22 protein-coding genes and 1 pseudogene are annotated in these 26,997 nt (G+C 40.6%); 4 read left to right on the plus strand and 19 right to left on the minus strand.

Annotation, left to right across the window (positions count from 1 at the left end; genetic code table 11):
• Positions 1-36: 36 nt before the first annotated feature.
• The 3 genes from J2S25_RS01880 (at position 37) to J2S25_RS01890 (ending at position 3,206) form a co-directional block, all read left to right on the plus strand.
• The gene (locus J2S25_RS01880) at positions 37-1,344 is read left to right on the plus strand and encodes an extracellular solute-binding protein (protein ID WP_307191177.1); all 1,308 of its coding nucleotides are present in this window, start codon (positions 37-39) and stop codon (positions 1,342-1,344) included.
• Positions 1,345-1,419: 75 nt separating this feature from the next.
• Positions 1,420-2,298 (plus strand): carbohydrate ABC transporter permease, encoded by an 879-nt coding sequence (locus J2S25_RS01885; RefSeq protein ID WP_307191074.1) that lies wholly within the window; start codon positions 1,420-1,422, stop codon positions 2,296-2,298.
• 14 nt (positions 2,299-2,312) lie between these two features.
• Positions 2,313-3,206 carry a carbohydrate ABC transporter permease gene (locus J2S25_RS01890; protein ID WP_307191075.1) on the plus strand — a complete coding sequence of 298 codons (894 nt, stop codon included), beginning with the start codon at positions 2,313-2,315 and terminating at the stop codon, positions 3,204-3,206.
• Positions 3,207-3,370: 164 nt separating this feature from the next.
• Here J2S25_RS01890 and J2S25_RS01895 read toward each other — a convergent pair whose 3' ends face one another.
• From J2S25_RS01895 to xylA, 5 genes are all read right to left on the minus strand, one after another.
• Positions 3,371-3,994 carry a YesL family protein gene (locus tag J2S25_RS01895; protein WP_307191076.1) on the minus strand — a complete coding sequence of 208 codons (624 nt, stop codon included), beginning with the start codon at positions 3,992-3,994 and terminating at the stop codon, positions 3,371-3,373.
• Positions 3,995-4,306: 312 nt separating this feature from the next.
• Positions 4,307-5,290 (minus strand): aldo/keto reductase, encoded by a 984-nt coding sequence (locus tag J2S25_RS01900; protein ID WP_307191077.1) that lies wholly within the window; start codon positions 5,288-5,290, stop codon positions 4,307-4,309.
• Positions 5,291-5,302: 12 nt separating this feature from the next.
• Positions 5,303-6,337 (minus strand): aldose epimerase family protein, encoded by a 1,035-nt coding sequence (locus J2S25_RS01905; protein ID WP_307191078.1) that lies wholly within the window; start codon positions 6,335-6,337, stop codon positions 5,303-5,305.
• Between the two features lie 253 nt (positions 6,338-6,590).
• Complete coding sequence (gene xylB / locus J2S25_RS01910; RefSeq protein WP_307191079.1) at positions 6,591-8,090, minus strand: xylulokinase; 1,500 nt, start codon at positions 8,088-8,090, stop codon at positions 6,591-6,593.
• A 118-nt stretch (positions 8,091-8,208) separates the two neighbouring features.
• The gene (gene xylA, locus J2S25_RS01915; RefSeq protein WP_307191080.1) at positions 8,209-9,540 is read right to left on the minus strand and encodes a xylose isomerase; all 1,332 of its coding nucleotides are present in this window, start codon (positions 9,538-9,540) and stop codon (positions 8,209-8,211) included.
• A 304-nt stretch (positions 9,541-9,844) separates the two neighbouring features.
• Here xylA and J2S25_RS01920 point away from each other — a divergent pair, with 304 nt between their 5' ends.
• Positions 9,845-11,008: an ROK family transcriptional regulator gene (locus J2S25_RS01920; protein WP_307191081.1), complete on the plus strand. Its 1,164-nt coding sequence runs from the start codon at positions 9,845-9,847 to the stop codon at positions 11,006-11,008.
• A gap of 47 nt (positions 11,009-11,055) precedes the next feature.
• On the opposite strand, the gene J2S25_RS01925 is transcribed toward J2S25_RS01920, so the two are convergent.
• From J2S25_RS01925 to J2S25_RS01990, 14 genes and pseudogenes are all read right to left on the minus strand, one after another.
• The gene (locus J2S25_RS01925; RefSeq protein ID WP_307191082.1) at positions 11,056-12,039 is read right to left on the minus strand and encodes a glycoside hydrolase family 43 protein; all 984 of its coding nucleotides are present in this window, start codon (positions 12,037-12,039) and stop codon (positions 11,056-11,058) included.
• Between the two features lie 82 nt (positions 12,040-12,121).
• Positions 12,122-13,114, minus strand: coding sequence for a Gfo/Idh/MocA family protein (locus J2S25_RS01930; protein ID WP_307191083.1), 993 nt, complete (start codon positions 13,112-13,114; stop codon positions 12,122-12,124).
• 168 nt (positions 13,115-13,282) lie between these two features.
• The gene (locus J2S25_RS01935) at positions 13,283-14,437 is read right to left on the minus strand and encodes a sugar ABC transporter permease (RefSeq protein ID WP_307191178.1); all 1,155 of its coding nucleotides are present in this window, start codon (positions 14,435-14,437) and stop codon (positions 13,283-13,285) included.
• Entirely contained in the window at positions 14,424-15,962 is a 1,539-nt protein-coding gene (locus J2S25_RS01940; RefSeq protein WP_307191084.1) for a xylose ABC transporter ATP-binding protein, read from the minus strand. Before J2S25_RS01940 ends, J2S25_RS01935 begins: the two co-directional genes overlap by 14 nt.
• Before the next feature lie 134 nt (positions 15,963-16,096).
• Positions 16,097-17,185 (minus strand): D-xylose ABC transporter substrate-binding protein, encoded by a 1,089-nt coding sequence (xylF, locus tag J2S25_RS01945; RefSeq protein WP_307191085.1) that lies wholly within the window; start codon positions 17,183-17,185, stop codon positions 16,097-16,099.
• 166 nt (positions 17,186-17,351) lie between these two features.
• On the minus strand, positions 17,352-18,290 hold the full coding sequence (locus J2S25_RS01950) for an AEC family transporter (RefSeq protein ID WP_307191086.1): 939 nt from the start codon (positions 18,288-18,290) through the stop codon (positions 17,352-17,354).
• 743 nt (positions 18,291-19,033) lie between these two features.
• On the minus strand, positions 19,034-19,399 hold the full coding sequence (locus J2S25_RS01955) for an HAD family hydrolase (RefSeq protein ID WP_307191087.1): 366 nt from the start codon (positions 19,397-19,399) through the stop codon (positions 19,034-19,036).
• A gap of 285 nt (positions 19,400-19,684) precedes the next feature.
• Positions 19,685-21,154, minus strand: a complete 1,470-nt coding sequence (gene gtfA, locus J2S25_RS01960; protein WP_307191088.1) for a sucrose phosphorylase — start codon at positions 21,152-21,154, stop codon at positions 19,685-19,687.
• An 11-nt stretch (positions 21,155-21,165) separates the two neighbouring features.
• Positions 21,166-22,125 (minus strand): carbohydrate kinase family protein, encoded by a 960-nt coding sequence (locus J2S25_RS01965; protein ID WP_307191089.1) that lies wholly within the window; start codon positions 22,123-22,125, stop codon positions 21,166-21,168.
• A 185-nt stretch (positions 22,126-22,310) separates the two neighbouring features.
• Positions 22,311-22,493, minus strand: a pseudogene (locus J2S25_RS01970) (glucohydrolase); the annotation flags it as partial.
• A gap of 36 nt (positions 22,494-22,529) precedes the next feature.
• Complete coding sequence (locus J2S25_RS01975) at positions 22,530-23,366, minus strand: carbohydrate ABC transporter permease (protein WP_052806933.1); 837 nt, start codon at positions 23,364-23,366, stop codon at positions 22,530-22,532.
• A complete protein-coding gene (locus J2S25_RS01980) occupies positions 23,366-24,250 on the minus strand; it encodes a carbohydrate ABC transporter permease (protein ID WP_307191090.1) in 885 nt (294 codons plus the stop codon). Before J2S25_RS01980 ends, J2S25_RS01975 begins: the two co-directional genes overlap by 1 nt.
• A 68-nt stretch (positions 24,251-24,318) precedes the next feature.
• Positions 24,319-25,638 carry an ABC transporter substrate-binding protein gene (locus tag J2S25_RS01985; RefSeq protein WP_307191091.1) on the minus strand — a complete coding sequence of 440 codons (1,320 nt, stop codon included), beginning with the start codon at positions 25,636-25,638 and terminating at the stop codon, positions 24,319-24,321.
• Positions 25,639-25,866: 228 nt separating this feature from the next.
• Positions 25,867-26,889: a LacI family DNA-binding transcriptional regulator gene (locus tag J2S25_RS01990; protein WP_307191092.1), complete on the minus strand. Its 1,023-nt coding sequence runs from the start codon at positions 26,887-26,889 to the stop codon at positions 25,867-25,869.
• Positions 26,890-26,997: the final 108 nt, after the last annotated feature.

Below are 26,997 nucleotides of genomic sequence, written 5' to 3' on the forward strand. Positions count from 1 at the left end.
CGTAGACACACAAACATTGAGGGGGGTTTATGATTGATGAAAAAGAAAGCGTTTTCCTACGGGATGAGCTTGGCATTGGCAGGCGGACTGTTTTTGGCAGGCTGTTCTTCCTCTACTGGTTCCACTAATGATACGAAGGAATCCAGCGGAGATAAAACCGTCGTAAAAATGATGCATCTATGGCCTGAAGGAAGTTCAAATGCACAATACACTATTGTGGATGACATTATCAATGCCTATGAAACAGAACATCCTGATGTAGACATCCAGACCGAAATCCTAGGGAATGAGCAGTACAAAGAGAAAATCAAAGTATTATCTGCTTCAAATGAACTGCCGGATGTCGGGATTACCTGGGCGGCAGGGTATATGAAACCTTTCGTTAATGGAAAGATGTTTGCTCCATTAGATGACATTGCCAAGGAAGAGAATTTCGTTGCCGGTACGCTTGACGCTTTCTCAGTAGACGGGAAGCCATACGCAGTACCTCTTGAACTAAACATCACCCCGGTTTATTACAACAAAGAAATATTCAAAAAGTATAACCTAGAAGTTCCAAAGACATACGATGAATTTCTGAATGTCGTTAAAACACTTTCTGATAACAAGGTTACTCCGATCACTTTAGGTAATAAAGACCGCTGGACTGGATCCATGTGGTATATGTACCTTGCTGACCGCATTGGCGGACCAGAGGCTTTGAACAATGCGATCAATCGTTCTGGAAGCTTTGAAGATCCAACTCTAGTCCAGGCAGCGGAAGAAATTGAAAAGCTTGTCAAAATGGGCGCATTCGTTAAAGGCTACAACGGACTTTCCAACGATGAAGCAAAAGGTTACTTTATGAATGAACAGGCTGCTATGTACTTAATGGCTACCTGGGAACTTCCAAACTATACAACAACTCCTGATGTCTCTCAGGAATTCAAAGATAAAGTTGGTTACTTCAAATTCCCTACCTATGAAGGCGGCAAAGGCGATATTGACAGCTATGTAGGGGGTCCTGGTGTTGGACTGTTCGTTTCTGAACAATCAAAGGTTAAAGACGAAGCGAAAAAATTTGTCTCCTACCTTGTAGAAGAATGGGGCAAGCGTTCAGTTGTAGACGCTGGAGTCATCCCGGCTACAGTCGTTGATACATCCAATGGAGAGCTTCATCCAATGTACATTGACATCCTGAATGACTTAGGGAATGCAACAAACCTGACTTTATATGCAGATGTTCAGATGTCTGCCAGCGTAGCAGATGTACACTTGAATCAGATTCAAGCATTATTCGGCGGACAAACAACTCCTGAAGAGTTTGCAAAAACGCAAGAAGAAGCACTTGCTGCTGAGAAATAATACTTGCTTAGAAAGAGGGCATATTGCTGATGAATATGCCCTCTTCATTATAAGAAAGGATGGCGGCTAACCAACATGAAAAATGTTATGTCGAATAAATACGTGATCGCCCTTTACACACTTCCAGCATTACTTCTAATACTCGCCCTTATCTATATTCCAATTGTACTATCAGGCTATTACGGCTTCATGCAATGGGACGGAATCGGTGAGATGACCTTTATCGGGTTTGATAATTACATTACCCTTGTACAGGATAAAATGTTCTGGACAAGTACCTATCATTCTTTTCTCTTAGCCATTTTTTCCACAGCAAGCTTATTGCTGTACTTGGCAATCTCCCTGGTTTTAGCGAGTAAAATCAAAGGTGCGGATTTATTGAGAAAGATATACTTAATCCCTATGTTATTATCCTCTGTCGCTATCGCTCAGCTATGGATGAAGATTTTTGATCCAACGAATGGTATGGCCAATAAATTACTTGAAATGTTTGGGGTGGAAAATACACCAATTTGGCTGGCTGATCCCGACATTGCGCTTTATGCCATCTTCATTCCGATTATCTGGCAGTTTGCGGGATTTTATATTCTTATTTATTATGCTGCATTAAAGAATGTCCCTGACGAAATCATTGAAGCAGCAAAAATTGATGGAGCAAGCTCTTTGCAGATTGCCTATAAGATAAAGCTGCCATTGATATCCGGAGTTTTTAAAGTGACCATCATGCTCGCAGTAGTCGGTTCACTGAAATATTTTGACTTGATTTATGTTATGACAGGCGGAGGGCCTAACGGAGCCAGCGAGGTAATGGCTTCCTATATGTACAAAGAAGCATTTAAATTGAATAATTTCGGTTATGGCAGTGCAATAGGGTTTGGACTATTAGTGATCGCACTCATCATGACTTTTTTAATTTCGAAACTAACGAAATCTAAAGATGATGTTCAATTTTAAGGGAGTGAAACATAATGAACGAGGTTAGCACACAACCAGCAGCAACGACCCTTACCACACCCCAAAAAACAAAGAAATCTTACTTGAACAAAATCGGATTTGGATTTCTTTATCTAATATTAGGGTTATTTGCTGTAATTCAAATTTATCCATTAGTATGGCTTTTGTTCTTTTCACTAAAAACCAATCAGGAAGTTTTCGGGATGTCTCCTTTCTCGTTGCCACAGGATCCGCAGTGGGGTAACTATACAAAGGCCTGGACTTCAGGCAATATCGGGGTCTATTTTTTCAATAGCGTATGGATCACCCTGTTATCCGTTGTCCTTACGATCATCCTGGCCAGTTTCGTGACATTTGCTGTTACACGTATGACTTGGAAGCTAAGCGGCCTTGTTCTTGGACTATTCCTGGTCGCTTACATGATTCCTTTGCATTCGACGATCATACCTTTGTTTAATATGTACAACAAAGCTAACTTAATTAATAGCCCTGTATCGATTGTCTTATCGTATACAGCCTTCAATCTGCCTTTGACGATTATGATTCTGTTAGGCTTTTATCGCACCTTCCCACGGGAAATTGAAGAAGCTGCGGTTATGGACGGATGCTCGGTCCACAGAATTTTCTTCCAGATTACCCTGCCGATGACCGTACCTGTCTTGTCAACAACTGCAATCATCAATATGATCTACAACTGGAATGAGTTCGTGTTTGTTAACACCTTCATCAGTTCAGACAAATGGAAGACCCTGACGGTTGGGATCAATAACTTCGTAGGACAATATCTAACAGATTGGGGAGCGATCGGGGCAACTCTAGTAATCAGTATAGTACCAATTCTTTTAGCCTTCTTGTTCTTAAGTGACAAGATTGTTGAGGGGATGGCAGCTGGATCTGTTAAGGGTTGATATGGGAGAAGACAGCTACAAAAGGATTTTAACAAGACCTTTTGATATCTGTCTTTTTTTATACGGCCAAAAAAGTGTGCTTATTCTCGCTTCACGGGCACATGTTTGCCTTTTTTATGACCGTTAAACACCCCAATGTCCTCATTAGGTCACAACTAATATTTTTACTCAGTTACCCTTCTTTTCCTGTCCATTTTTCCGAAAACGAGATAGGCGACGGACATGATGATGGCTGCCGTGAGACTACCCCCAAAAAAGAAACCTAAAGCGGGGATTAATTTAACCACGAATAATACTGCAACAACTCCTGCGATCATCACGATATTTTCAATTGGGCTGATCAGCATCATCAGGAATGAGTTTTTAACCATCTGGAACCACTTCAACTCAAAATGGACATATACCGGGAATAGATACAAAATAGTCATGATGCTGGCAAACATAAACAAATAGATGGAAATTTGAATAGCACTAATAAAACCGTTTCCTGATCTTTCAACAAAGACCAAGTTAAAAACAATCAGCCCAACGACTGTATCTACTAGTAATCCAAATCCATTGCTGCGGAAAAACTCCGATTTCCAGGTTGTCCAAAAGGTCCGGAAGATCGGGATATCGGACTCTCCTTTCAGCCATTTACGGATGATTGTAAACATCGCAATCGTTGCCGGGAAGAATCCCAAGACAATGAGACCAGCGAGTGAGAACCCAATCCAAAGAATATTTATATAGGCAAATTTCGTAATCCATTCAGTAGCTGCAAAAGCCCGGTTTGCCAGTGAATTCATCTAATCCCTCCAACGACATATATATCCCTTTTCAGCACAATCAAAAAGCTGTGCAACTGAAGGAAAACAGGCTAAAACCAGTGTTCTTATCCGAATTAGCCCCTTTCTAACATTATAAAACAGTTTGACCAAGCATCCACCACCGAAAATCAAAAAAGAAAGCACAAAATTAATATTTGTGCCCCGACTGCGCATTGATTTATTTAGTAAGGATTTCATTCAGGCTCTGAGATACCCTTATGCAACCCTTTCCTTCTTCATAAGGGTACCGTCGACTGGTTTCTCTGAGTTGATTCAGATTATAAAATGCTATCAGTACGGCCCTCTGATAAAGTCCATCACGTTCTCTTGATAAAAACGCTGGGTTGTCTGCAGTTCTTCTTCTGTGAATGGTGTTGTTTCGAGAGCGCCGAGATTGTCCTTTACTTGAGCCGCGTTTTTAAAGCCTGGAATGATACAAGTGATCTCCTTTTGATCGAGAATCCAACGCAGTGCGGCGCTCGCCATCGATTGGCGACCTTCGGCAATCCACTTCAGCTGGTCGGCCAGTTCCACACCTTTTTTGAACCCAAGACCCGCAAATGTTTCGCCAACATTAAACGCCTCTCCATTTTCATTAAAACGGCGATGATCATCCTCTTCAAATACATGCCCAGCTGAAAATTTACCAGTTAGCAGCCCACTAGCTAGCGGCAGCCTCACCAGCAGCCCTACTCCTTTTCGATAAGCTTCAGGGATCAATGTCTCCAGCGGCTTCTGCCGGAACATATTAAAAATGATCTGCAGGCTTTTCACATTTGGATTTTCCATGCTGATCAGCCCCTCTTCCACCGTTTCGACACTGACTCCATAATGGCGGATCTTCCCTTCCTCCTGGAGACGGTCGAGCACGTCAAACACACTACCATCCCGCAAAATCTCAGTAGCCGGGCAATGAATCTGATACAAGTCAATGGATTCCCTGTTCAAACGACGGAGACTATCTTCGCAATAAGATCTGACAGTTTCATAGCTATAGTTTTTCGGATCGTGTATATCACCCTTGCGGCAAAATTTTGTCGCGATATGGATCTGGTCTTCCTTGCCTTTGGTAGCCTTCGCTAACAACTCTTCACTATGACCGTCACCATATACATCGGCTGTATCAAAAAAATTGACACCATGATCAATCGCGTACTCCAGCGACCTTAACGCTTCTTGATCATTCGTCTTGCCCCATGAACCTCCAATTGCCCATGTCCCAAAACTCACTTCACTGATCTTGATTCCAGTATTTCCTAATTCACGGTAATTCATTTCATCATCTCCTTATTCCAATCCAAATTTATATCTTGTGATCGATGAATACATTTCCCCTTTTTCCAGAACCATCGATGGAAAGTTAGGGTGATGGATGCTATCAGGATAGGCTTGTGTTTCCAGACAGATTCCCAAGTACTTTCTGGAAAGAACACCTCTGAAGTCTCCTTCCGCTTTTAGAGAATTCCCCGAGTACACGACAACAGCATGTTCATCTGTTTCAACCGTCAGGGTACGCCCGCTTTCTGGGTCCTTCAGTACAATCTCTTTATCATGGTTATCATCCAATATAAATGGATGATCATATCCGTTTCCTACGAGAATATTTTGGGGATGGTCCGATTCAGCCCCCGCTTTTATTTTACCACCTTTCGTAAAATCAAAAGATGTATCGTTGACATCTAATATACTGCCGGTCGGCAGGAATTCCTCGTCCAGCTCAAGAAAACGCGAACTTTTTAGATACAACGAATGATTTAAAACATCCCGTTTCAGGTTACCACTCAAATTAAAATAGGAATGATTTGTGGCAGTAAGCAGCGTTTTTTGATCTGTTTGCGCCCGATACTGGATCGATAATTCATTGTCATTATTCAGCCTGTATGTCACTTCTATGTACAGATTTCCCGGATAGCCTTCCTCTCCGTCCCTGCTTAAATAGGAAAACAGAACACCATCGTCAATGAACTTTGCATCCCAGACTACCTTGTCAAAGCCCTTTAATCCGCCATGGAGATGGTTGGTGTTATCATTTTGGGCCAGAGTGAAGTTTTTCCCATCCAGTTCAAAACTGCCGCCATTGATTCGTCCAGCCACCCTCCCAACGATAGCACCGAGGAAGTAAGGGTCGTTCAGATACTCATCAAGCGTGTCATGGCCGAGAACAATATTTTCAAATTTCCCATCTCGATCCGGAACTTTCATTTTGGTGATAATACAGCCATAATTAATGGCCGTCACTTCCATCCCATGGTCATTTGTCAAAGTAAATGAATAGACAGGCTGGCTGCTGATTTGTCCATATGTTTCTTGCAAAACTTCCACAGCAAAATCCTCCTCTCTTTTTTAAAGGCTCTTTTCTCAAACTTTGTTGCTATTGACTACAAAATAGGATTGAATGACCTATCTTTCTTCGCAAAGCACTCTTTCATGAGAAAGCGCATGCCAACTTTATACCGACCTGCAAAACGGCTTTATATTTCGCTACAATCGGCTTTAGGATTTTAACAACAATCTTTACGAGTACAGCCTTTTTAAAAAGAAAGCCCCACATTACGCGGGGGAGCGTGTAACAAGATTATTTTCTGAATTCTCTTAACTGGTCATTAAGCGTCTTAGTTTGTGTGTATACATTCTGATAAATCGAAAAGAGTTTCTTATATTGTACAACATTTTCCTGAATTGGCTCATAGGTTTTAGAGACTCGAATGAATGCTTCGGCGCACTCCTTCAGTGATGGAAACCAGCCGCAGCCATATGCAGCGAGCATTGCCGCTCCCATTCCAGGTCCCTGTTCACTTGCCAGCTTTTCAATTTTAGCATTGAAAATATCGGCCTGCATTTGCAGCCACGTTTCGTTTTTAGCTCCGCCTCCGATAGAGATGATTGAGTCAATCGTCTTTCCGCTACTTCTGAAGATCTCAATGGATTCATTCAGGGAGAATGTGATTCCCTCAAGCACTGCCCGTGCAAAGTGCTTGCGCTCATGTGAAGCATCAATGCCAACAAAGCTGCCGCGGATGGCTGAGTCGGCATGCGGCGTTCTCTCCCCGACGATATAAGGAGTAAATAACAGCCCATTGCTTCCGGCTGGTACCTCATTCACTCCTCCTAAGAACTGCTCAAATTCTTCCTGTTGTCCAAAGGTATCCTTGAACCAGCTTAGACTGTAACCCGCTGCCAACGTCACGCCCATCGTGTAATAAGCATTCTCTTCTCCATGATTAAAATAATGAACTTTTCCTGCAAAATCGAGGTCATTTCTTTCTTCATAAGATAGAATAACACCAGAGCTGCCGATACTGCACATGCTTTTTCCTTCCGATAAAATCCCAGAGCCAATCGCGCCGCAAGCATTATCAGCACCGCCTGCAAACACTTTTGTTCCTTCTAATAACCCGGTTTCCTTCGCAAATTCAGATGAAATATTGCCAACGAAATCATGGGATTCCACCAATGGAGGACAAAACTCAGCAGAAAGTCCAAATGCCTTGAGTATCTCCAGGCTCCATTGACGCTCAGCCACGTTCAACAATAAAGTCCCGGCAGCATCCGAGTATTCCATCTGGACTTCCCCGGTAATGCGATAACGCAAATAATCCTTAGGAAGCAAAAAAGTGCTTGCACGTTCAAATACCTGCGGCTCATTTTCTTTTACCCAGAGGATCTTTGGCAAAGTGAAACCTTCCAACGCAGGATTCTTCGTTACCTCCAGCAGCCTCTCTCTGCCAACAACACTGTAAATCTCCTCACATTGCTTAGTAGTTCTCGTATCATTCCATAAAATCGCATTCCTTAATACCTTATGGTTTTCGTCCAATAAGACAAGTCCATGCATTTGCCCGGAAAAACTGATGCCTTCTATTTCATTGACATCTCCATCAAATTGCTCTAATAGTTCAGCAAGCCCCTCAGTGGTTTTATCCACCCATTCCTCAGGGTTCTGTTCACTGTAACCAGACCTTTCAATAATAAGGGGATAAGATTTGGATACTTCCCTGCTCACTTCTCCATTTTGATTAACAAGCAAGATTTTGACCGCACTTGTACCAAGGTCCACACCGATGACGTATTTCATCGAGATCCTCTCCTATTCTATGAAAATGGGGCTGTCTAACCAGGCTGGTCCTCATTTCGAGGATTTAGCACTTCGTTTTTTAGACAACCCCAATGTTTATGTTTTCAAATCAGGAACATTAAACTCTTACACTTGAAAGTGTTTCTAGTAAATATTGATTGATTAACGCTTTTAGGCGTTCTGTTCTGCCAGATTGATTTTTAATTTCCGTTAATTGATGGGCATATTCTTCAAGCTCACGGAAGTTTGTTTTACCCTCTGCGATTTTCAAGCCAATTCCTGTAGTATAGCTGCTGTATCGTTCTTCAATGAAGCTATCAAGCACTTTATCTTCAATTAATTTGTTTGCCACTTTTAGACCGACTGCAAAAGCATCCATTCCTGCAATGTGAGCGTAGAAAAGATCATCAGCCTCAAATGAACCTCTTCTTACTTTTGCGTCGAAGTTCAGTCCGCCGCTTCCCAATCCGCCATTTTTCAGAATCTCATACATTGCCAGTGTGTTTGTATACAAATCTGTTGGGAATTCATCTGTATCCCAGCCAAGCAGTGTATCACCCTGGTTGGCATCCACTGAACCAAGCATTCCATTAATCCGAGCCGTTCTTAGTTCATGCTCAAAAGTATGGCCGGCAAGTGTAGCGTGGTTCGCTTCAATATTGAACTTGAAGTAGTCTGTAAGATCATATTTTTGCAAGAATGCAAGACCAGTAGCCACATCAAAGTCGTATTGGTGTTTAGTAGGTTCTTTTGGTTTTGGCTCAATTAGAAATGGAATATTCAAACCAATCTCCTTTGAATAATCGACTGCCATATGGAAGAAACGGGCCAGGTTATCCTGCTCTAGCTTCATGTCCGTATTAAGCAATGTTTCGTAACCTTCACGTCCGCCCCAAAATACATAGTTTTCTGCACCGAGTTCTTTTGCTACTTCAAGGCCTTTTTTCACCTTAGCCGCAGAGTATGCGAATACATCAGCATTTGGAGAAGTCGCAGCACCATGAGTATATCTTGGATTAGTAAACATATTAGCCGTGTTCCAAAGCAATTTCGTCTTGCTTGTTTTCATGTATTCTTTAATCATTGAAACAATTTCTTCCTGGTTTTCGTTTGTTTCTTTTAAAGTGCTGCCTTCTGGAGCAATGTCCACATCGTGAAAAGCAAAAAATGGAACATTCAATTTATCAAAAAGTTCAAAAGCAGCTTCAACACGAGCTTTTGCCAAATCCATGCCCTGTAAACTGTTCCATGAACGAACTGCAGTCCCAACACCGAATGGATCAGAACCATTCGCTGTAAACGTATGCCAATAGGCAACTGAAAAACGAAGAAGCTCTTCCATTGATTTTCCATTAATTTTTTCTTCTGGATTATAATATTTAAATGCAAAAGGATTGTTGGAACGAGGACCCTCAAATTGGATTTTGTTCACTGAATCAAAATAAGCCATGCCGTATTTCCTCCCTGATTTTTGTTTAGAAATCATTCATGTAAATGCTTACAAAATAGGTTTTTAAAAAATTGATTTATCCTATTACAAATCAAATTATAACACCACAAACTTTGTTTGTCTATATGATAAACTAAGATAAAGCGATGATACTTTTTATATTTTAGTGTAGGATTAGCGTTACTAATTAAGGTTTATCACTTAAAAAGAATTTGATTTTTCACCAGTCTCCAAAAGTTTGTATGTTTAGAAAACTAAGTTTATGATAAAATTAAATTACTATTGAATAAGGAGCTATAATTTAGTGGGAATCTTAACGTGGAATCAGCATGTTGTAAAGAAAAACAATAAAGCACTTGTCCTCAGTTTGATTATTGAAAAAGAGACTATTTCCAGAGCAGACATTGCCAATGTAACAGGCTTAAACAAGACAACCGTCTCTTCTTTAGTCACCGAACTATTAGAGGATGAGCTGATTTACGAATCTGGACCGGGGATTTCAAGCGGCGGCCGGCGACCGGTCCTCCTCCATTTTAACAGGAATACTGGCTATTCGATCGGTGTTGATATCGGTGTTAACTATATATTGTCAGTGCTAACCGATTTAAAAGGGAAGATTATCATCGAGAAAAGCCAAAGCGTGAACCGGACCTCCTATGCCGCCATTATCAGTACTGTCCAAACAATGATCCAATCCCTGATGGATGAGATGCCAGACAGCAGATATGGCATTGTTGGAATTGGAGTAGGTGTCCCTGGAATTGTAAACAAACAAGGCTCCGTTCTACTTGCTCCAAATTTAGGCTGGACTAACATCCAATTAAAAGAGGACTTGGAAAAAATCTCTAACATGCCAATCATCATCGAAAATGAAGCAAATGCCGGAGCTGTCGGTGAGCAGCAATTTGGCGCTGGACAGGACTATGAAAACATCCTTTATGTCAGTGCCGGAATCGGAATTGGTGTCGGAATTATTTTAAACAAAGAGCTATACCGGGGGAAAAGCGGGTTTTCAGGTGAAATGGGACATATGATTTTAGAAATGAACGGAAAACGCTGTAACTGTCGCAGCAGAGGATGTTGGGAAGCCTATGCATCTGAACACGCTTTGCTGGAAATGGCTGGAGAAAATATTGACTCATTGGAGTCCTTGATTGACTATGCTAAAAATGGAGAAAAATCAGCAATCGAGCTTTTTGAAAAGATTGGACAGTACTTAGGGTTTGGTATCAATAATATTATTAATACCTTCAATCCCGATCAGGTGATCATTGGAAACCGTTTAGCCTTGATCAGAGAATGGATCGAGGAGCCTATTCGTAAAACGATTGAAAATCATACACTTGCATACCACCAAAAGGAGATGCATCTGGAGTTTTCAATGCTTGGAAAATATTCAACCGCCTTAGGAATGTCCGCTTTTGTGGTAGACAATTTTATAAAAGCTGGAGAAATACAGAATTGCTAAAATAAAACCCGATTCAGTTTTGAATCGGGTTTTTCGTCTGTAGAATTTTATCGATCACCATAAGGATCAATCGTTTGAATCGTTCCATCTTCATTATATTTTAGTTCAGTGAATTTCACAGACCGTTTATGGTTAACGCCTTCGGACATCGAACAGTCATGATAGAACAAATACCACTTTTCTTTGAATTGAACAATCGAATGGTGGGTTGTCCAGCCGCTGACAGGTGTAAGAATCGTGCCTTTATAGACAAATGGCCCTTGTGGATTCTCGCTGACAGCGTAAACAATTTTATGAGTCGTGCCGGTAGAATAAGAAAGATAATAAAGTCCATTGTATTTATGGACCCATGGCCCCTCAAAATATCTGCGGTTCTCATCACCTGCAAGAATCGGATTGCCATTTTCATCAATAATGGAGATTTCATGTGGCTCCACTTTGAAATTCAGCAAATCATCCGTTAATTCAGCAACAATTGGTCCTAAAGCAGGTTCCGTCGGTGCTGGGCCTTCAGCATCAGGTATGAACTCGCCTGTTTGCCACTTTTCAAGCTGTCCTCCCCAGAGGCCGCCAAAATAAATATAAGCTCTGTCATCCTCATCCACTAACACCGCCGGGTCAATGCTGAAGCTTCCAGGAATATAATTTGGCTCAGGTTTGAAAGGCCCTGCAGGACTTTGGCTCGTCGCCACACCAATTCTGAAGATTCCCTCTTGATCTCGCGCCGGGAAAAATAAATAATAGGTGTTATTTTTATATGCGGCATCTGGAGCCCAAAGCTGCTTGCTTGCCCAAGGAATATCTTTCAGATGAAGCACTTCCCCATGGTCAATACATGAAGCATCGGCATCTTCCATCGAAAGGACATGGTAATCCTCCATCTTATACTGGTCCCCATTATCATTCGAAGGCTCATCATGATCAAGATCATGCGATGGATAAATATAAAGCTTCCCTTCAAATACATGCGCCGAAGGATCTGCCGTAAAAATATGCGTAACTAAAGGTTCATTCTGCTTAGAATTTTTCAAACTGATAACCTCCATGTACATATTGATAGACATGGGGAGGTTTCCCTTCCATGTCCCAAGAAAAGTTTTGTGTACCCAATCTTTATAATAAAGTTATCTTCTCATTCTTTTCCAAAGATGAATAGCAGGCATCAATAACACGCATATTGGCGATGGTTTTTTCTGCTGGATAAATCAAAGGTTTCTTTTCGAGGATTGCTTCTGAAAAATGATCTATTTCAGCTAAATAAATGTCTCCTTCAATCTGCTCAATTCTTTGCTGACCAGCGGATTCAACCGTTATTGTTCCTACACCGTCACTGACATCCGGACGGAAAGCTCTTGGTACGAAAACTCTTCCCTTTGTGCCTACAACCTCATATTCATTTCTGAATGAAGCTTCAAAGCTGCAATCAAAAACACCTTGAATACCTTGATCGAATTCCATGTATCCCACAGCTGAAACATCCACACCTGTATCTGGATCTTGCTTGCCACGCACATGGATATTCACAGGCTCGGCTTCTAACATAGTCCTCATTGCATGGATACAATAGCAGCCAACATCATAAATACTGCCGCCACCCAAACTTCTATCCATTCGGATGTTCGTGTCACGGTCCTCCATATAAAAGGAGAAACTGCTTTTCATCAGCTTTACTTCCCCGATTTCTCCTGAGGCAATGATCTCCTTCACACGCTTATGCTGAGGATGAAATTGATACATAAAGGCTTCCATAAATAATACCTTTTGTTCCTCGCAGTACCTCTTCATCTCGATCACTTCCCCTGCTGTTAACGCTGCCGGCTTTTCACAAAGAATATGCTTGCCATGCCTGGCTGCTTCGAGAACCCATTTCCGGTGTAGACTGTTAGGCAGGGGAATATAGACAGCATCGATATTCGGATCTTGCAGCAGTTCTTCATACGTTTCATATGCTCTCGGAATATTCAGTTCCGCAGCTGCCGCTTCCGCTTTGCCATTAGAGCTTGCAATCGCTTCAACCTCTGATATAGCCGATCTTTGAATTGCAGGAATGACTTGTGTTTGGGCAATGTTTGCGGTACTGAGGATTCCCCATTTAATTTTTCGCATGGAACATTCCTCCCTTTATTATACGACCTATCAATAAGAATTTTATTAGAAACTTTGCAGCAAAGTTTCTGAAATCGATAACCATCTTTTTACGATCAATCAATCGGACCAACTTAGCCGCTACACTAAATCTGACCTTCTTATAAAAGTCATGCAAACTGGCCCTGTCTATTTCTTGCTTGAAATATCAATCCAAACCGCAACAATCAAAATTAAGCCTTTCACAATATATTGCCAGAAGGTTTCGATGTTCATCATGCTCATCCCGTTATCAATACTTGCCATGATCAATGCACCGATTAGCGCTCCAACAATTTTACCTTTGCCGCCAATCAAGCTTGTTCCGCCAATGACACAGGCTGCAATGGCATCAAGCTCATACATGTTTCCTGCGCTTACTGTTGCGGCGTTCAATCTGCTTGTCAATAAAACACCTGAAACTCCGGCAAGGGCACCCATGGTGATAAAAACCCAGAGTGTGTTCTTTTTAATATTAATACCGGAAAGCGCAGCTGCTTCCTGATTACCGCCAATTGCATATACATATCTTCCAAATGCTGTTTTATTGGAGATGAAAATAAAGATTCCCGCCAGTACAACTACAATCAAAATAGGAAGCGGAATCCCCAGATAGCGGTTTAACATATAAGTAATCAATAGAATGAAGAACGAATAGGCGGAAATCTTCCCATAATCCAATTTAGCAGACGGCAGCATCAGCCCCATGCTCTCTCTCTTCTTTCGGTTTCTGGCAGTCCAAAAGAATAACAAGGCAATGCTGATGATTGCAAGAATGTACCCTGGAATATAAGGGAAATAGCTGTTTCCGATTTCTTTAAAGCTCGCATTCATCGGAGCAACAGTCTGCCCTTTGCTGAGACCAATTAAAATTCCGCGGAAGATTAACATCCCGCCAAGGGTAACGATGAAGGCTGGTACGGCCCTGTAGGCGACCCACCATCCCTGCCATAAACCAAAGACTGCTCCAATCACTACTGCAGCAAGCACTGCCATCAAAGTGTTCCAGTCATACCATACTTGTAGAATCGCAGCGATGCCACCTGTCAAACCGACTAATGAACCCACAGATAAATCAATATGACCAGCCACAATAATTAAAGTCATCCCAATGGCAAGAACCGCAATCACGGACATTTGAGTAAATAAGTTTGATATATTGCGTGAAGATAAGAACTCGCCGCCTGTAAAAAAGCCAAAAATAATCGCTATTAAAACTAATGCTATGATAAGAGTGTACGCTTGCAAGTCAAACTTGAAGCTGAGCCCTCTATTCACCTTTGCTGTATTCTCAACTGTTGGCAATTGATTCACGTTTCTTCCCTCCTGTTGCATATGTCATGATTTTTTCTTGAGTCGCTTCGTCTCTTGAGAGTTCGCCTGTAATAGTCCCTTCAGACATGACCAGGATCCTGTCTGACATCCCCAGAACTTCCGGCAGCTCGGAAGAAATCATGACAACTCCTACTCCCTGCTGGACAAGTTCATTGATGATTTTGTAAATTTCATATTTCGCCCCAACGTCAATCCCTCTCGTTGGCTCATCCAGGATCAATACTTTAGGGTCATTCAGGATCCATTTACTTAAAACCACTTTCTGCTGGTTCCCTCCACTTAATTGTCCTACTTTCGTTTCTAGGTTCGGGGCTTTCAACTTCATTCTGCTGTTGATTTCAGATGCGTTTTTTATTTCAAGAGCCTGGTCAATCACCTTCAGTTTCATAACCTTATTTAAAGCAGCCAATGTCGTATTCTTGGCAATATCCATGCCCAGGACAAGGCCATATCGCTTACGATCCTCGGATACATAGGCAAGTCCTGCTTTAATGGCATCTGCTGGCTTCTTAATATCCATTACCTTATTATCTATCGAAACAGTGCCCTGCTTCTTTCCTTTCAGCCCGCCAAAAAGACTGATGAATAATTCCGATCTTCCCGCACCCATCAACCCGGCAATTCCTAATATCTCACCTTTTCTCAAGGAAAAAGACACATTATCAATAACCGTTTTTCCGATCTCGTCAATCGCTGAGTAGTTTTGAACCTCAAGGATCTTTTCACTGCTGATGGGATGCGCTTCATAGGGAAACAGCTCTTTTAATTCACGACCTACCATCTTTGTGACGATTTTTTCCTCTGATAGCTGATTAATTGGATCTGTGCTGACTGTCTGACCATCTCTTAAAATCGTGACTGAATCCGCCAGTGTCATTACCTCGCCAAGCTTGTGGGATATGTAGATGCAAGTAACACCTTTTGCTCGGAGATCATTGAGTAGTTTCATCAAAATTTCTACATCGCTTTCAGTCAATGCTGCTGTCGGTTCATCAAGGATCAATATATCGGTTTTTTTTGTCAAAGCCTTCGCTATTTCAATTAGCTGCTGCTTTCCGACTGTCAAATCTCCCACTCTGGTCTGTGGGTCAATACCAAGGCCAATTTGGTCCAGCCATTTTTGTGCTTCCGAATATATCCTGTTCCAATTAATGACTTTTGCTCTCATATAGTCGTGACTCAAGAATAAATTCTCAGCCACAGACATATCCTCAACCAATGCCAGTTCTTGATAAATGATTGCTACACCAGCATCCTGTGATTCTTTGATTGATTTAAACTGAACTTCCTGGCCATTTATTAAAATCTGTCCCTCATATGTACCATGTGGATAGACCCCACTTAAAACTTTCATCAAGGTTGACTTTCCTGCACCATTTTCTCCACAAAGCGCATGTATTTCACCTTTACGGACTGAAAAGGTAACGTTGTCCAAAGCTTTAACTCCGGGAAACTCCTTCGTAATACCCTTCATTTCGAGAGCATAAGATGTCATTTCCAATTCACCACCTAAAGCATAAATTTCGTAGTTTTTTCATGATAGAAAAATCCTGGCGAACAAATTTAAAGCCAGACTGACTGCCTATCATTTGATTTGCCAGGAGTGCTAATGATTCTTCATTCCTTATATTAAGGGCGTGCTGGACGCTCACTTTCAGGAACATTTTTATAAACATCATCATAAGAGTGAAAACCGTCCTTAATGACTGTATCAACAATGTTATCTTTTCCTACCTTGATTGGATCAAGTTTGATAAAAGGTACATCTAGTTTTCCATTATTCACTGTTGAATCAGCTCCAGGTTTTTCCCCCTTAGCCAGTTGTATGGCAACCTCTGCACTTTTCTCGGCAATCGCTTTAATAGGTTTATAGACTGTCATTGTTTGAAGCCCTTCAGCAATGCGCTGAACACCTGCCAAGTCAGCATCTTGACCGGAAATAGCAACCTTACCTGCAAGACCTTGAGCCTCTAGTGCTTGAATCGCCCCACCTGCAGTACTATCATTTGAGGCAACCACCACATCAATATCATTCTTATTGGCAGTTAAAGCGTTCTCCATGATTTTAAGAGCCTCGTTTGCGTCCCAGCCTTTTGCCCACTGGTCACCAACGATTTCAATTTCACCTTTATCAACAAGCGGCTGGATGATATTCATTTGGCCCTCTCTGAACATTTTTGCATTATTGTCAGTTGGGGAGCCGCCCATCAAGAAATACTTTCCTGTTGGCACTTTTTCTACTAAATACTCTGCCTGCATTTCTCCTACTCTTACATTATCAAAGGAAACATAAGCATCAATATCAGTACCATTTATTAATCGGTCATAAGCAAGAACAGGTATCCCTTCAGCTTTTGCCTGATCCACTACTGTTGTAAGAGCATCAGAGTTGATTGCGATAATGACAAGTGCATCAATGCCTTGAGAAATCATGTTCTGAATCTGTGAAACTTGTTTTGCCTCATCACCATTTGCCGATTGAACCAATACTTCTGCACCTAATCCCTCAGCTTTATCAACAAAGAAATCTCTGTCATGCTGCCAGCGTTCTAATGTTAAATCGGAGACCGACAGTCCTATTCTTAGCTTGCCATCTCCCTTGTTTTTAACGTCATTACTACTAGCACTATTGCTGCCAGCATCCTGTCCACAGGCAGAAACAACTAACATTAAAAGAAATACAAACATTATCGTAAGAAAACCCTTACATTTTTTCATAAACCATTTTCCTCTCTTATTTTTAAATTTTAAGATACATTAATTTTAACAATTTCATCTTTGTTTGTCTATAAGATAAACAAACTTTTTTGTATTTCATATGCCCTTTAATTAAGATACGATTTTATTTTTTTAATTCCCTAACTTAACATATCAAAAAATTATCCTACAAATAGAAATAACTTATAAAAACCATTGCCGCCAATGTTAACATGGTATGTATGGAGAGGACATTATTCACAAAATTCTTGTCTTTCTCTCCCTCCCTCATGAAAATCGGTATAACAAACGGCGGAGGGAGAACAAACATCATGTAAATGGCAGCCTGGTATTCTGAACCAAGATTAAGCACTTTCTTTACCAAGACCTCGGAAATTAGGTATCCAATAAAAGCCCAAAAACTCATTCTTATCACAATTGCCATTCCGATCATTTTTAAATGGGTTCGTTCAAAAATCAGTTCATATCCAATTACAATGCAAATTAACGGTGTAGTCACATTACCAATAAGCTCAAGCGTCTGAAGTAAGGAATTAGTTAAAGATGTTTCATATAACCAGGTGCTCACTCCAATTTTATTGACCAAAACACCAAGAATGATTGCCAGAATGATCGGATTTTTGAAGAAAGCAGAGAAATGTACAGGCATGTTCTCATTACCATCGCGATGTTTGATAAGGATGCTTGCAAGGATAAAAAAGACAAAAATAACCTGACCCAGGTCAACGATTGCAAATTTTATGATTTGATCTTTCCCAAAGAACAAAGCAAAAATCGAATATCCTAGCATTCCAGCTTCAAACCCTGAAAGAAGTAGCGGAAAATAAGTTGATTCTATTTTTAGCACTTTTTTTAATGCATAACCCACAAGTAGCATAAAAACACAGGCGAAAAATACCGTTACTATAATAACCAAGTGGTCAAGATGAACTTCCGTTTTAGAAAATGATAAAAATATCAGCGATGGCAAAGAAACATTTATAATCAATTTTTTTAAATCTGCAATGGTGTCTACCTTTAAGAAACCACTCTTTCTCATGAGGTAACCTGCGATAAAAAGAATGATAATAGACAACATTTTGGATGCAATATCAAATATATCCATAGCTTTTTCCTCTTCTCCCTTAAAGGCTGAACAACTGTATATCCTTGACCCGTTCTATAATTCTTGGAATCTTTTCAGCGGATTTTTATATAAAACTAAGTTTTCTCGGTTTGGGTAAATGAACTGCTCAGTTTAAAACAGACAAACAGCTTCCTTAAATCTTTTAATAACGATACACCCTTTCTGCAATCGTTGCACCAAGAGAAGCGGCCTGAAAAAGTTTTCATCTGAGATCATATCGGGTGCACATGGCCTTTGTCAAGGCACCCAATGACCATGTTTTTCTCTCCTGCACCATCGTTTTCTGGGGTTACATATAAATATACATTATTCCGGATTTTTTCCATTATTAAGTGAATTGGTTTCAGCCTGGATATTCATTTAGCAAAAAATCCAAAAGTTTATACCAAAAGGACACCTTTCTTGTCGATTGATGTTTGCTGACAAACAAACTACGGAAGAGGTGTCCTATTGAAGAAGAATACCACATTCCACAATCTGTTTTAAAAAATTATCGTTTATCTCTTTTCAAATACAACTACTAACGATGCCTATTGACTGGCGATCTGAAATGACTGTAAAATATTGTAATTGAATTCTAATACCCTAGCCTAGGGAATGCCAGAATTAATTCGACAGAGTGAACAGTAAGCCCTCAACTTTAATATTAAAAAATACCTGGTTCTCCCATTTTATTTCGACTTCTGGAAGGTGTACACCGTCCCCATGTATTGCATAAACCTTTATGTTTTTGCGTCATGTTTATTAACTTCCGCGATTATTATATCAATTGGTACTTCTATTAATGAATCAACAATCAGGTCTGCACCTGATAAATCCATTGTAATATCTTTATGCTTTACCCCGATGCAGTACATTCCTGCTTTTTTTGCTGCTGTTACTCCGTTGAAGGAGTCTTCGACTACTATGCAGTTTTCTGTAAAACAGCCTAGTTCATTTGCGGCACGGAGAAAAATATCTGGATGAGGTTTTCCGTTTGTAAAATCCTCTCCACTGGTAATCTTGTTAAAATACGTATTTTTTACTTTGCAGTTGCCCTTCTTATCATTAAATTGTTTGCTATATTGTTTCTTCATCTGCTTTCCCAACAGTCGATGCCTCTAAAGATTGAAACAAAAACTCCATTACTTCTTAGTCAAGGAATCGTTCCAACAGTTACCTACTTTCCACGAGTCCGTACAATCTACCAGAATCGAGGGTGTACAAATAACTTTCAGTGAGATCCTGGAAGATTAAACTGAGACGTTATACTTATTTTAGTCATGACCCCCAATAAGCGGGGACATGGGGCATAATTAATTTGGAAAGGCATGAGTGAATTCAACCCACTCATGCCTTATTGATGACATATAATTATTTTTGGCGAACCAAAATCAGACTATGTATTGAACCAGTTCTCCATTACGATCAGTGTATTCTATCTCTGCGCGATTTGAATTTAGATCAATAAACAGCCAACACTGTTCCGCTCCCTTGCTCCACTTAAGTCGAATAGTATCGTCCTTGGATTCGAGGACTTCGAATTCTCCATTGAATGCACCATACTCGTTTCGGAAGCGTATCAGCTTCATTAATCGCTGGACTACCTCTTTTTTAAGTGACTGTTCAATCTCTTCAAGGGTAAAGTTGTGACGGTTGATTTCGCGCCCTTCTCCTGTTCTCTCCACATTCTCGACATCATTTTCACCTGCGAGCATTCCTACGTAATAAACTTGCGGGATGCCTGGGGTAAAGAACTGGATCGCTCTCGCTGCCAAGTACGCATCGTCATCGGCATCAAGGACGGAATAGTAGGAACATCTTATTTGATGCACATCAAACCCGTCTTCTGCCTTATGCTCATCACTCATGATCAAACTCAGGTTCGAGCCCCGATCTAAGGCAACGTCAACCAGTTTTCTTGCTGCTTTCGTATCAATCAAATCATCTAAATCCGGCTTGACAGGAATACCGTCATGGCAATCTAGCATCGTGAACTGTTTATGAGGACGGTCCTTCAAGTAAGCCTTCAAGTCTGTGCTTGATTTATTCACCAATGTATCAAGAACCCTGTATGGCAAAATGAAATCATAAATCCAAAATTCATGGTCTGCTAGCTTGTTTTGAATTAAATAATGGGCATGGACCTCCGGAAGCAATTCAATGTCTAATGATTGCGCGAGTTCCATAATCCAATCAAGGAATTCATAAATATCCGGCTCTACAAAGAAACAGCTTGTTCCTAACTTTTTCACGACATAGCCAACTGCATCTAGACGGACTATTTTCACATTATTTTCTTTGAAATTCTCAAAGAATACTTTAAGCAGTTTCCTAACATGTTCTGATTTGATATCCAGGTCGACTTGTTCTGAAGGATCTGTTTTCCCAAATGTTGTCCACACTGATTCTTCCTCGCCGGTCTCCTCTATTACAAAAGTGGAATAAGGGAGCTCGCGGCGAAGAAACATTTTGTCGATGTCTTCCTGGACTGGCTTACCATCTTTCCAGATTTTATCAAGCGTAATGAACAGATCAGTATACTTGGAATGACGCCCTTTTTTCATGAAGTCCTGAAAATACTCAGATTTCTGGGAAATATGGTTAACCATAAGATCAACAAGTAGATCAAAATTCTCGCCAATCTTTTTGAGATCTTCCCATGTTCCAAACTTCGGTTCTATTTCCAGATAGGTGAGCGGTGCAAATCCTCTATCCCCCGAGGATGGGAACGGAGGGAGAATATGGATACCACCCTTAAAAATATCCTTGAAATACTTTTCCAGGGCATGGTTCAGGGCCTTAAGATCACCACCCAGTGAATCCGGGTAGGTAATAAGCTGCACTTGGTTTTTAACTGCCATTTCCTTTCCTCCTATAATCCGTATAGTTCTTTTAAGTTTTCCAACTTTGGCAGATTTGCCACTGCACCAGTATATTTTAATTTGAAGGCACTGGAAGCAGAACCAAGCTGCAATGCTTCCCTGATAGTGTAGCCTTTAATTAAAGCTGTATAAAAGCCCGACCAGAATGCATCCCCGGCCCCGGTTGTGTCGACTACCTCAGTCGCCAATGAATCTAAACGAATGATTTCCTTTCCATTTGAAACGATTGCTCCATCTTTTCCTAAAGTCATAATGACAAGCTTTGCTCCAAGACCAAAGAATTTCTGGAGCTGGTTTTCAGGGATATCTTTCCCAAACAGACGCTCCGCATCATCTTCAGATGGCTTAATAATATCCACCTTCCTAATGATTGATTTCACATATTCGATACCGTTTTCTCCTTTTTGCCAAATCAAAGGGTGATAGTTAGGATCAAAAGAGATCAAAATTCCATTTTCACTTGCTACTTCCAGTACTTTATTAATAGTTTGCCGAGCTGGTTCCATCGAAATTGGCCAGCAGGAAAAATGAACGATTTTAGAATCAAGCAGGGCTTTTTCTAGTTTTTGCGTATATTCTATCTGATAATCTGCTCCGCGATAAAAGATTGGAATTGGGGTTCCTTTGCTCTTTGTGACAACGACCATACTTGTAGATGTGTCCACTTTCTGGACCAACCCCGATTCAATGCCCTCTTCATTAAGATGATTGATAAGGAACCTCCCCATGCCATCATTTCCGACGGCAGATGCTACTATCGAGTGGATCCCAAGTTTTTTCGCGTTCATGGCAATGTTAGCAGGAGATCCGCCAAAATAGTTCCTATAGGTAGTGGATCCATCTCCTTTCACATACTCATCCGATATCATATCTATAAGGACTTCGCCGATTGTTAAGATATCATTACCTTTTTGTTCGAATTCGATGTTTCTTTCCAATGGTGTATGCATTATTTGTCCTCCAGGCTTTACCTTGAGTGGCTTTAAATTAAACGACTGAAAAAGTCCAGGGTGGCACAAAACCCCTTATTCTTACTTCAATAAATAAACCCTCGTTTCAAATGGTTTAAGTGTAAACTGTTTCTTTAGTTTCTTTGTTGGAATTTGGTAGTTATTCAATACCAATTCACTTGTATCAACACTTTTTTCAGTGCTCGGACATCCACTGAATCATTTACATCCTTGTCCCAGAGCTTGAGGAATTCAAATGGAAAGATCATGTTGAAACAGCCATTTTCTTCCCCTACCCACCGGTCCGCATCAGGAACACCTACTCCACTCGCTTCGCCGACAGTCATCACATCACGGTTGCGAATGGTTCATTTTATTATCCTCTCATCTCTAAGTTGCTTTTTTTACTTGATAGATCCTTGCATGACTCCATTAATGATCGAGCGTTGGCCAATAATATACATCACCAGGATCGGAATGACTGTCAGAAGAATGGCAGGAATCAGCAATTCCCAGTTGTTCATGTACGTACCATTAAAGACCTTCATTTGGACAGGCATTGTATACACATCAGGATGGTTCAAAACGAGTGATGGCAGCAGGTAATCGTTCCAAATCCATAAAACATTCAGGATGGAAATGGTGACAGCAATCGGTTTTAACATCGGAAAAACGATGAGGAAAAATGTTTGCAGTGTACTGCATCCATCAATTTTTGCCGCCTCTTCTACTTCGATAGGTATCGCTTTGATGAACCCATGGAACATGAAGACTGAAAGAGCACTTCCAAATCCAAGGTAAAAGATAATCAATAGCGGAATAGGAATTGCATCTATTAATTGGAGTTTTGCTCCGTAAATATAAATAAGTGGTATCATCAACGATTGGAACGGAATGACCATTGATGCCACCAGCACCGTGAAAAAGAATTTATTGAACTTGGACGGCCTTCTAACCAAATGGTAAGCAGCCATCGCTGAGAAAAAGACGATGAAAAATGTGCTCAAAGTAGTAACGATGAAAGAGTTTGTAAAAGTGACTCCAAAGTTCATTAAATTATAAACCTCAATGAATTGTGAGAAGTCCAATTTTTCCGGCAGTGCGAATGGACTTGTCAATATCTCTCCATTGGACTTAAATGAATTAATGATGAGTAACACAAAAGGAAAGATAAAAGCAACTAACGCAATAATGGACAGCAAGTAAAGGAAGGTTGAAGAAATTATTCTTTGGTTACGCACTATGCCTGCACCTCCATTTTTTTACTCGTATAGACCTGGACACCTGTGACAATCGCGACAATGATGAAGAGAATGATCGCTTCTGCTTGCCCTGTTCCATAGTTTGATTCAATAAATGCTTTATTTACAACATGCATCGAAACCATTTTGGTAGTTCCATATGGACCTCCAGCCGTTAAGGCAAAGTTAAGGTCATAAACCATGAAGGCATTCTTCAGCGACAGGAACACAGTGACAACAAAGGAAGGAACCATCAATGGCAAGGTGACATTTAGAAGTCTTTTGAGCGGGCCAGCACCGTCAATTTTGGCTGCTTCAATCAGCTCCTTTGGCACACTGATCAAACCAGCAATAAAAATAATCATCATGTAGCCAGATGTTTGCCATATAGTAACGATGACAAGAGACCAAAAGGCCATTGTCGGATCGCCAAGCCATCCAAGTTCAAGCCAGCTGATTCCCAATTTCGTTCCCAGTGCCGGCAACGATTGGACAAAAATGAACTGCCAAATATATCCCAGCACCAATCCGCCGATGAGATTTGGCGTAAAATAGGCAGTTCTTAACGTATTCTGAATCCGTAGCCCAGACGTAACAAGGTAAGCCAATCCAAATCCCACAAGATTCACAAAAAACACGGTCGCCACGACAAACCTCACAGTCAGCCACATTGATTTCCAGAATTCCTGGTCGTTTATAGCGCTAATATAATTCAACAGACCTGCGAACTGAACCGGATCTGCAGGTGTATCCATTTTATTGAAGGTAAGAAACAGTCCATATGCAAATGGAATCAAAACAGTCATACTGAAAAATAGTAAAGTCGGACCTAGAAACAAAGCTGAATTGCCAATATCACCAAGATTTTTCCTTTTCTTCATCATGATCACATCCTGTTATTTAGCAAAAAAAGCAGGGGATAATACAATCCGCCGCTTTTTTTGTTATCTGTTTATTCCTTGTTGCTTTTGTAGTAGTTTTCAAATGCTTTTGCAAGGTCAGCTCTTGAGCTTTGCTTCGCAACATACTTTTGGACTTCAGGTCCAAGGATTGTAGTCCAATCACCTGTATTGATATAGTTCGTGCTAAATGGAAGCGTTTTGTTTTCAACAAGAGCATCACTAATGGCAATACCTAGCGGGTTCGTTACTTTATTAGGGTTATTTTTGAATGCAGAAATGATTTGTGATTTATTCACGATGAAATCCTGTCCTGCTTCACCATATACTAGCCAATCCAAGAACTTCTTGGCAGCATCTTGTTGTTCTTCAGTCGCCTTCTTATTGATGACTAGAGCCTGTGTTGGGCCAGCAATAATTTTATTGTTCAAAGGATTTTCAGGGTCGTTGTCTACAGGGACTGGCATGAAACCGAAATCCGATCCTTCTAGAGCCTTCAGTGAATCAAAAGCCCAGTTGCCGTTGAAGAGAATCGCAGAATCCCCATTGCCGACAGCAACGTGGGCAGCATCATAGTACTGGCCTGTTGGACGTTTACCGAACTTGTTATACTCTTCGGAAGCTAAAATATCCATTGTGTTATAGTAGCCGTTCCATACGTCATTCTTCATGTAATCAAATTTTCCGTCTGTTACTTCTTTAAGGACAGTGTTAGGGTCTTCTGATTGATTCAAGAATAATGAGCTGTAGTGGTTTGAAACAGACCATGCTTCAGTCTGGTAGGCAACAGGATATTCGACACCTGATGACTTGATTTTATCCAGCAGCTCTTTAAATTTATCTTGAGTATTAATGGAGTAAGGATCAAACTCTCCTCCGACAGCTTTTTCTACAACTTGCTTGTTATAAACAAGCCCCATTCCCTCGATAGCAAACGGAAAGCCAATTATCGTGCCGTCCTCGCTTTTAATTGCATCATTTGTTTCGTCGTTCCATTTTTCCCCTGATAGGTCCATACCTACATCTTTATATTTATGTGTTGCATCAAATGGAGAAAACATGGCCATTGTTACCGTCTTTCCTGATGCGGTAAGTTTGTCAAAAACATTCATCGGATCTCCGACAGCGACCGACTCAACCTGGACATTGATGTCTTTGTTTTCTGCCATAAAATCCTTTGCAGCTTGTTTGAATTGAGCGTCGATTTCACCTTTACCATTCGTCACAATAATACTGATCTTGCTATCCTTCGATTCGCTTGCACTTTGATCTGAATCGCCAGAACAAGCCGCCAGCGAAAGGGATAAAGCGGTTACAATTCCAACTATAGCCGTCTTTTTGAAGAAGCCTGTATTGCTCTTGAAATGGAACATCTGTAAATCGTCCTCCTTGATTATAAGTTTTCTGCTGAAACCCACATATAAAAATATAAAGCGCTTCCAATTTAAAAAGATTTCTAGATAAGTAGGTTGTATTTTCATCCCCTTTAAGTTTATGAAAAGGTTTTCCTCCTTTTCTTATCTATGATTATATTACAGAGATTACCCTTTTACAACCTTTTTGTGAAAACGATTTCCTCTAAATCGATAATAATTAAACACTTATATCTTTGTTCCCAAATCATCAGCAACTACCTTGACACTATCACGTATGATCAATCTATAATCCAAGTAATTTTCCAGATTGACCGGTTTAAATTCAATTGATTGCAATAAAGTTTCCATTGCTTTCGAACCCATCGTCTCAAAACAAACCTGAACAGTTGTTAATTTGGGCCTCACCAACGTAGCGAGTTCAATATCATCAAAACCTACAATAGAGATATCCTCCGGTATACGATACCCAAGATCTTCCGCACAATTTTTCGCTCCTATCGCAATGGTATCTGAAGCGCAAACCACGGCTGTCGGTATGTCTTCACACTTCAATATTTTTTCCATTGCAAGATAACCATCCTTGGACGAAAAATTGCTTTCACCCACGAATTTAGGATTCACGGATAGATTTTTCCGTTCCATTTCCTCTATGAACCCCCTATACCGCGAATCACCTGCTGACTTGTCAATCAGCGGCCCATGAATCATTCCAATTTTCTCATGGCCACAGCGTATTAAATACCTGACAATTTCTGTAATTGGCCTGTAATTGTCCACATCCACCCATGGTATTGCATGGTCTGTCGTTTTTTGGCCTACCACCACAACCGGGATTTTATTATCTTGAATTAATTGAATATGACGTTCAGACATATCGATGGAGGATAAGATAATGCCATCTACCTGTTTATCCTTAAAAAGCTGAAGGGCATTCAATTCCAAATCAGGATTTAATCTTGTATTACTCAAGATGATATTGTACCCATTCTTGTTTGCAACCCCCTCAATACCGTTGATTAATTCAGCGGAAATATAATTAATCTGCGGAAGAATCACACCGATTAAATTTGTTGACTTACTTATCAAGCCCCTGGCTACGGCATTCGGCCGGAAGTTTGTTTCTCGGATTACCTTCTCAACCTTTTCTTTTATATGATCATTTACCGGTTTACTATTATTTATGACACGGGAAACCGATGAAACAGAGACGCCTGCCATCCTGGCAATATCCTTTATGGTTAAATTCATAATCTGCTAATCCCCTTTTAGGAAAACGTTTTCACATTAAACATATAATTTATTTAAACGATTGTCAATCACATGCCATGGAAAACGGGTCTTGCAACTTTTTATGTG

This window comes from Mesobacillus stamsii (genome assembly GCF_030814065.1).
In the GTDB taxonomy this organism is placed as follows: Bacteria; Bacillota; Bacilli; order Bacillales; family Cytobacillaceae; genus Mesobacillus; species Mesobacillus stamsii.

Excerpts from the sequence above, each read along its gene's own strand:
- J2S25_RS01990 (WP_307191092.1), bottom strand. The coding sequence starts at position 26,889 with ATGAATTTAACCATAAAGGATATTGCCAGGATGGCAGGCGTCTCTGTT.
- J2S25_RS01930 (WP_307191083.1), bottom strand. The coding sequence starts at position 13,114 with ATGCGAAAAATTAAATGGGGAATCCTCAGTACCGCAAACATTGCCCAA.
- J2S25_RS01940 (WP_307191084.1), bottom strand. The coding sequence starts at position 15,962 with ATGACATCTTATGCTCTCGAAATGAAGGGTATTACGAAGGAGTTTCCC.
- J2S25_RS01985 (WP_307191091.1), bottom strand. The coding sequence starts at position 25,638 with ATGTTCCATTTCAAGAGCAATACAGGCTTCTTCAAAAAGACGGCTATA.
- J2S25_RS01965 (WP_307191089.1), bottom strand. The coding sequence starts at position 22,125 with ATGCATACACCATTGGAAAGAAACATCGAATTCGAACAAAAAGGTAAT.
- J2S25_RS01950 (WP_307191086.1), bottom strand. The coding sequence starts at position 18,290 with ATGGATATATTTGATATTGCATCCAAAATGTTGTCTATTATCATTCTT.
- J2S25_RS01890 (WP_307191075.1), top strand. The coding sequence starts at position 2,313 with ATGAACGAGGTTAGCACACAACCAGCAGCAACGACCCTTACCACACCC.
- J2S25_RS01885 (WP_307191074.1), top strand. The coding sequence starts at position 1,420 with ATGAAAAATGTTATGTCGAATAAATACGTGATCGCCCTTTACACACTT.
- xylA (WP_307191080.1), bottom strand. The coding sequence starts at position 9,540 with ATGGCTTATTTTGATTCAGTGAACAAAATCCAATTTGAGGGTCCTCGT.
- gtfA (WP_307191088.1), bottom strand. The coding sequence starts at position 21,154 with ATGGCAGTTAAAAACCAAGTGCAGCTTATTACCTACCCGGATTCACTG.
- J2S25_RS01895 (WP_307191076.1), bottom strand. The coding sequence starts at position 3,994 with ATGAATTCACTGGCAAACCGGGCTTTTGCAGCTACTGAATGGATTACG.
- xylF (WP_307191085.1), bottom strand. The coding sequence starts at position 17,185 with ATGAAAAAATGTAAGGGTTTTCTTACGATAATGTTTGTATTTCTTTTA.
- xylB (WP_307191079.1), bottom strand. The coding sequence starts at position 8,090 with ATGAAATACGTCATCGGTGTGGACCTTGGTACAAGTGCGGTCAAAATC.
- J2S25_RS01880 (WP_307191177.1), top strand. The coding sequence starts at position 37 with ATGAAAAAGAAAGCGTTTTCCTACGGGATGAGCTTGGCATTGGCAGGC.
- J2S25_RS01900 (WP_307191077.1), bottom strand. The coding sequence starts at position 5,290 with ATGAATTACCGTGAATTAGGAAATACTGGAATCAAGATCAGTGAAGTG.
- J2S25_RS01980 (WP_307191090.1), bottom strand. The coding sequence starts at position 24,250 with ATGATGAAGAAAAGGAAAAATCTTGGTGATATTGGCAATTCAGCTTTG.